This window comes from Caulobacter sp. GW821-FHT10F06 (genome assembly GCF_058809215.1).
This window is the reverse complement of the sequence record NZ_JBXASK010000016.1, coordinates 1-5,660: the sequence shown is the minus strand read 5'-3', so window position 1 is coordinate 5,660 and position 5,660 is coordinate 1. Positions and strand designations below refer to the sequence as shown.

General features: G+C 54.6%; 3 tRNA genes and 3 rRNA genes. All 6 read left to right on the top strand.

The features are described 5' to 3' along the window. Positions 1-369: 369 nt before the first annotated feature. Positions 370-1,855, top strand: a 16S ribosomal RNA gene (locus AC1RUS_RS23505). Positions 1,856-2,036: 181 nt separating this feature from the next. Continuing rightward, positions 2,037-2,113, top strand: a tRNA-Ile gene (locus AC1RUS_RS23500). Between the two features lie 66 nt (positions 2,114-2,179). Then, positions 2,180-2,255, top strand: a tRNA-Ala gene (locus tag AC1RUS_RS23495). 234 nt (positions 2,256-2,489) lie between these two features. Continuing rightward, positions 2,490-5,275 (top strand): 23S ribosomal RNA (locus AC1RUS_RS23490). Positions 5,276-5,387: 112 nt separating this feature from the next. Next, positions 5,388-5,502: ribosomal RNA gene (rrf, locus tag AC1RUS_RS23485) — 5S ribosomal RNA — on the top strand. The 16S, 23S and 5S rRNA genes sit together here with 3 tRNA genes alongside, the layout of an rRNA operon. A 76-nt stretch (positions 5,503-5,578) precedes the next feature. Continuing rightward, positions 5,579-5,655 (top strand) — tRNA-Met (locus AC1RUS_RS23480). Positions 5,656-5,660: the final 5 nt, after the last annotated feature.

Sequence of the window (5,660 nt, the reverse complement as noted above, 5' to 3'; positions counted from 1 at the left end):
GAAAGTCGGAAAGTTTTGAAAAAAACGATTTGACACGGAATTCGAGGTTGGATAGATAGCCGCCTCCGCCGACATCGGGCGCTAAAGGATGGTTCTGCCGAGAGGCGGTTCTGGGAGCTTCGGCTCTGGGTCTTTGACATTGTTGATTTGGAAAGAGAAACGCAGGCGGCGGCGCTCTGGCGATAGACTGAGAAGGTCTATCTCGAACGCTGACAAATGCGGTCTCTTGAAGACACCATGAATATCATGGACTGAAGGCTTCGGCTTTCAATCCATCGATGTGATTGGGAACTCGTCAAGATACTATGCAAACCAGAACCGGATCGTGGGTTTTCCCCCATGGTCTGAAGTCTGTGTTAGCGGTCAACTCAACCTGAGAGTTTGATCCTGGCTCAGAGCGAACGCTGGCGGCAGGCCTAACACATGCAAGTCGAACGGATCCTTCGGGATTAGTGGCGGACGGGTGAGTAACACGTGGGAACGTGCCCTTTGGTTCGGAACAACTCAGGGAAACTTGAGCTAATACCGGATGTGCCCTTCGGGGGAAAGATTTATCGCCATTGGAGCGGCCCGCGTAGGATTAGCTAGTTGGTGGGGTAAAGGCCCACCAAGGCTACGATCCTTAGCTGGTCTGAGAGGATGATCAGCCACATTGGGACTGAGACACGGCCCAAACTCCTACGGGAGGCAGCAGTGGGGAATCTTGCGCAATGGGCGAAAGCCTGACGCAGCCATGCCGCGTGAATGATGAAGGTCTTAGGATTGTAAAATTCTTTCACCGGGGACGATAATGACGGTACCCGGAGAAGAAGCCCCGGCTAACTTCGTGCCAGCAGCCGCGGTAATACGAAGGGGGCTAGCGTTGCTCGGAATTACTGGGCGTAAAGGGAGCGTAGGCGGATAGTTTAGTCAGAGGTGAAAGCCCAGGGCTCAACCTTGGAATTGCCTTTGATACTGGCTATCTTGAGTACGGAAGAGGTATGTGGAACTCCGAGTGTAGAGGTGAAATTCGTAGATATTCGGAAGAACACCAGTGGCGAAGGCGACATACTGGTCCGTTACTGACGCTGAGGCTCGAAAGCGTGGGGAGCAAACAGGATTAGATACCCTGGTAGTCCACGCTGTAAACGATGAGTGCTAGTTGTCGGCATGCATGCATGTCGGTGACGCAGCTAACGCATTAAGCACTCCGCCTGGGGAGTACGGTCGCAAGATTAAAACTCAAAGGAATTGACGGGGGCCCGCACAAGCGGTGGAGCATGTGGTTTAATTCGAAGCAACGCGCAGAACCTTACCACCTTTTGACATGCCCGGACCGCCACAGAGATGTGGTTTTCCCTTCGGGGACTGGGACACAGGTGCTGCATGGCTGTCGTCAGCTCGTGTCGTGAGATGTTGGGTTAAGTCCCGCAACGAGCGCAACCCTCGCTATTAGTTGCCATCAGGTTTGGCTGGGCACTCTAATAGGACCGCCGGTGGTAAGCCGGAGGAAGGTGGGGATGACGTCAAGTCCTCATGGCCCTTACAAGGTGGGCTACACACGTGCTACAATGGCGACTACAGAGGGCTGCAATCCCGCGAGGGGGAGCCAATCCCTAAAAGTCGTCTCAGTTCGGATTGCACTCTGCAACTCGAGTGCATGAAGTTGGAATCGCTAGTAATCGCGGATCAGCATGCCGCGGTGAATACGTTCCCGGGCCTTGTACACACCGCCCGTCACACCATGGGAGTTGGCTTTACCCGAAGGCGCTGCGCTAACTCGCAAGAGAGGCAGGCGACCACGGTAGGGTCAGCGACTGGGGTGAAGTCGTAACAAGGTAGCCGTAGGGGAACCTGCGGCTGGATCACCTCCTTTCTAAGGACTGCTTCTCCAAGCCTTCGGGTTTATTGAAGCGTCTAATTATACAGATGAGCGGATCGCCGCCGTCTTCGTTTCTCTTTCCACTCCTTGTTCGCCGCTTAGGCTGACAAGGCGATCGCGAGCCCAGGGGCGGGTCGAGACCGTTACGGTCTTGGATCTGGTCTATGTGGCCTATGGGCCCGTAGCTCAGTTGGTTAGAGCGCACGCTTGATAAGCGTGAGGTCATAAGTTCAAGTCTTATCGGGCCTACCACTCTCTCCTAAACGGAACCGCAACCGACCAGGCTCTCCTGGGCGAAGCAACTCACACGCAGTGTGAGGGGCCATAGCTCAGTTGGTAGAGCGCCTGCTTTGCAAGCAGGATGTCGTCGGTTCGAATCCGTCTGGCTCCACCATCTCTTCATCCGGAAGAGACGGTAACGCGATCGAGGAATGATCAAGTTTGCGTCCGCTGCGCCTAGCGCCGGATGCGAAATGACATCGTGAAGGTAGGGTTCTCCCGCCGAAATCATCTCACCCTTGGGATGATCGAGGTTTTAGGGCGGACTTTGAAGAAGACATCAAATGTCTGACTACAAAGCGCATGCGAGCCGTCCCTAGACGGTAAGCGCATGGGTTTTGCTGAGAACGATCAAGCGCATAAGGGCTTCTGACGGATGCCTTGGCATTGAGAGGCGATGAAGGACGTGGCACGCTGCGATAAGAGCCGGGGAGGCGCGAGCACCCTTTGATCCGGCTATCTCCGAATGGGGAAACCCACCTTTATGGTCACCCAACTTAGCTTCGCCTTCGGGCGGGGCCAGGATTGGATGGTCAGAAGAGGTATAATGGGCTGAATACATAGGCTCCATTAAGCAAACCCGGGGAACTGAAACATCTCAGTACCCGGAGGAAAGGACATCAACCGAGACTCCCGTAGTAGTGGCGAGCGAACCGGGACCAGGCCAGTGCTGTCGTGACATAAAGCTGAACGACTTGGAAAGGTCGGCCATAGTGGGTGATAGCCCCGTAAGCGTCAAATAGCGACAGACTCGAGTAGGGCGGGACACGTGAAATCCTGTCTGAACATGGGGGGACCACCCTCCAAGCCTAAGTACTCCTCAATGACCGATAGTGAACAAGTACCGTGAGGGAAAGGTGAAAAGCACCCCGACAAGGGGAGTGAAACAGATCCTGAAATCGGAAGCCTACAAGCAGTCGGAGCCACCGCGCGTGGTGACGGCGTACCTTTTGTATAATGGGTCAGCGACTTCATGTGCCGTGCAAGCTTAAGCCGTTAGGTGTAGGCGCAGCGAAAGCGAGTCTGAATAGGGCGAATAAGTACGTCGCATGACGACCCGAAACCAGGTGATCTATCCATGAGCAGGTTGAAGGTAAGGTAACACTTACTGGAGGACCGAACCGGTGAATGTTGAAAAATTCTCGGATGACTTGTGGATAGGGGTGAAAGGCCAATCAAACCTGGACATAGCTGGTTCTCCGCGAAAACTATTTAGGTAGTGCCTCGGACGTATTCCTTGGGGGGTAGAGCACTGAATGGATGCGGGCGGAGCGATCTGTACCAATTCTAATCAAACTCCGAATACCCAAGAGAACTATCCGGGAGACACACGGCGGGTGCTAACGTCCGTCGTGAAAAGGGAAACAACCCTAACCATCATCTAAGGCCCCCAAGTTCTGGCTAAGTGGGAAACGATGTGGGTTTGCTTTGACAACCAGGATGTTGGCTTAGAAGCAGCCATCATTTAAAGAAAGCGTAACAGCTCACTGGTCAAGCGAACCTGCGCGGAAAATGTAACGGGGCTCAAGCCAGACGCCGAAGGTATGGGTGTGCGTAAGCACGCGGTAGCGGAGCGTTCCGTAAGCCGGTGAAGGTCAGTCGTGAGGCTGGCTGGAGGTATCGGAAGTGAGAATGCTGACATGAGTAGCGATAAAGAGTGTGAGAGACACTCTCGCCGAAAGCCCAAGGGTTCCTGCGTAAAGCTAATCTGCGCAGGGTTAGTCGGCCCCTAAGGCGAGGCCGAAAGGCGTAGTCGATGGGAATCAGGTGAATATTCCTGAACCAGTTGGAAGTGACGGATCTGGTAAATTGTCTAGGCTTATTGGATTGCTCTGGGCAGTGAACAGGTCCCTGGAAATAACTCCAACGGAGACCGTACCCGAAACCGACACAGGTGGGCAGGTAGAGTATACCAAGGCGCTTGAGAGAACTATGCTGAAGGAACTCGGCAAATTGCACGCGTAACTTCGGGATAAGCGTGACTCTGCTTTGGGCAACCAGAGTAGAGTGGCACAGGCCAGGGGGTAGCGACTGTTTATCAAAAACACAGGGCTCTGCGAAGCCGTAAGGCGACGTATAGGGTCTGACGCCTGCCCGGTGCCTGAAGGTTAAAGGGAGTTGTGCAAGCAGCGAACTGAAGCCCAGGTAAACGGCGGCCGTAACTATAACGGTCCTAAGGTAGCGAAATTCCTTGTCGGGTAAGTTCCGACCTGCACGAATGGCGTAACGACTTCCCCACTGTCTCCAGCATAGGCTCAGCGAAATTGAATTCCCCGTGAAGATGCGGGGTTCCCGCGGTCAGACGGAAAGACCCTATGAACCTTTACTGCAGCTTCGCCTTGGCGTTAGCAACAACATGTGTAGGATAGGTGGGAGGCTATGAAAGCGGGGCGCCAGTTCCGCCGGAGCCATCCTTGAAATACCACCCTTATTGTTGTTGACGTCTAACCGCGGCCCGTTATCCGGGTCCGGGACATGGCGTGGCGGGCAGTTTGACTGGGGCGGTCGCCTCCCAAAGTGTAACGGAGGCGCGCGATGGTGGGCTCAGACCGGTCGGAAATCGGTCGTCGAGTGCAATGGCATAAGCCCGCCTGACTGCGAGACTGACAAGTCGAGCAGAGACGAAAGTCGGCCATAGTGATCCGGTGGTCCTGCGTGGAAGGGCCATCGCTCAACGAATAAAAGGTACTCTAGGGATAACAGGCTGATTTTGCCCAAGAGTCCATATCGACGGCAAAGTTTGGCACCTCGATGTCGGCTCATCACATCCTGGGGCTGGAGCAGGTCCCAAGGGTTCGGCTGTTCGCCGATTAAAGTGGTACGTGAGCTGGGTTCAGAACGTCGTGAGACAGTTTGGTCCCTATCTGCCGTGGGTGTACGAGACTTGAGAGGATCTGTCCCTAGTACGAGAGGACCGGGATGGACACACCTCTGGTGGACCTGTCATGGCGCCAGCTGTGCAGCAGGGTAGCTAAGTGTGGACTAGATAACCGCTGAAAGCATCTAAGCGGGAAACTAACCTCAAAACAAGGTCTCGCTGAGAGCCGTGGAAGACCACCACGTTGATAGGCCAGGTGTGGAAGCGCTGTGAGGCGTGTAGCTTACTGGTACTAATAGCTCGATAGGCTTGATCGTTCTTCAGCCAAACCTATGCAAACGCTCTTTGTAGCTAAACATTCGATGTCTTCTTCAACTTGATATAACCGGTGCTCAAACTATCGAGCATCGCACGCATGCCTTTTGCTGACCTGGTGGCTATGCCGGGGGTTCCCCACCCGATCCCATTCCGAACTCGGTCGTTAAGTCCCCCTGGGCCAATGGTACTTCGTCTCAAGGCGCGGGAGAGTAGGTCGCCGCCAGGTCCGCTAAAAGCATGCCCATCAAGTTGCCTTCAAAGTCCAATACCCTACCCCACGATCACATCACGACCCTCTTCGCCGCGGGGTGGAGCAGCCCGGTAGCTCGTCAGGCTCATAACCTGAAGGTCACAGGTTCAAATCCTGTCCCCGCACCCAAGACC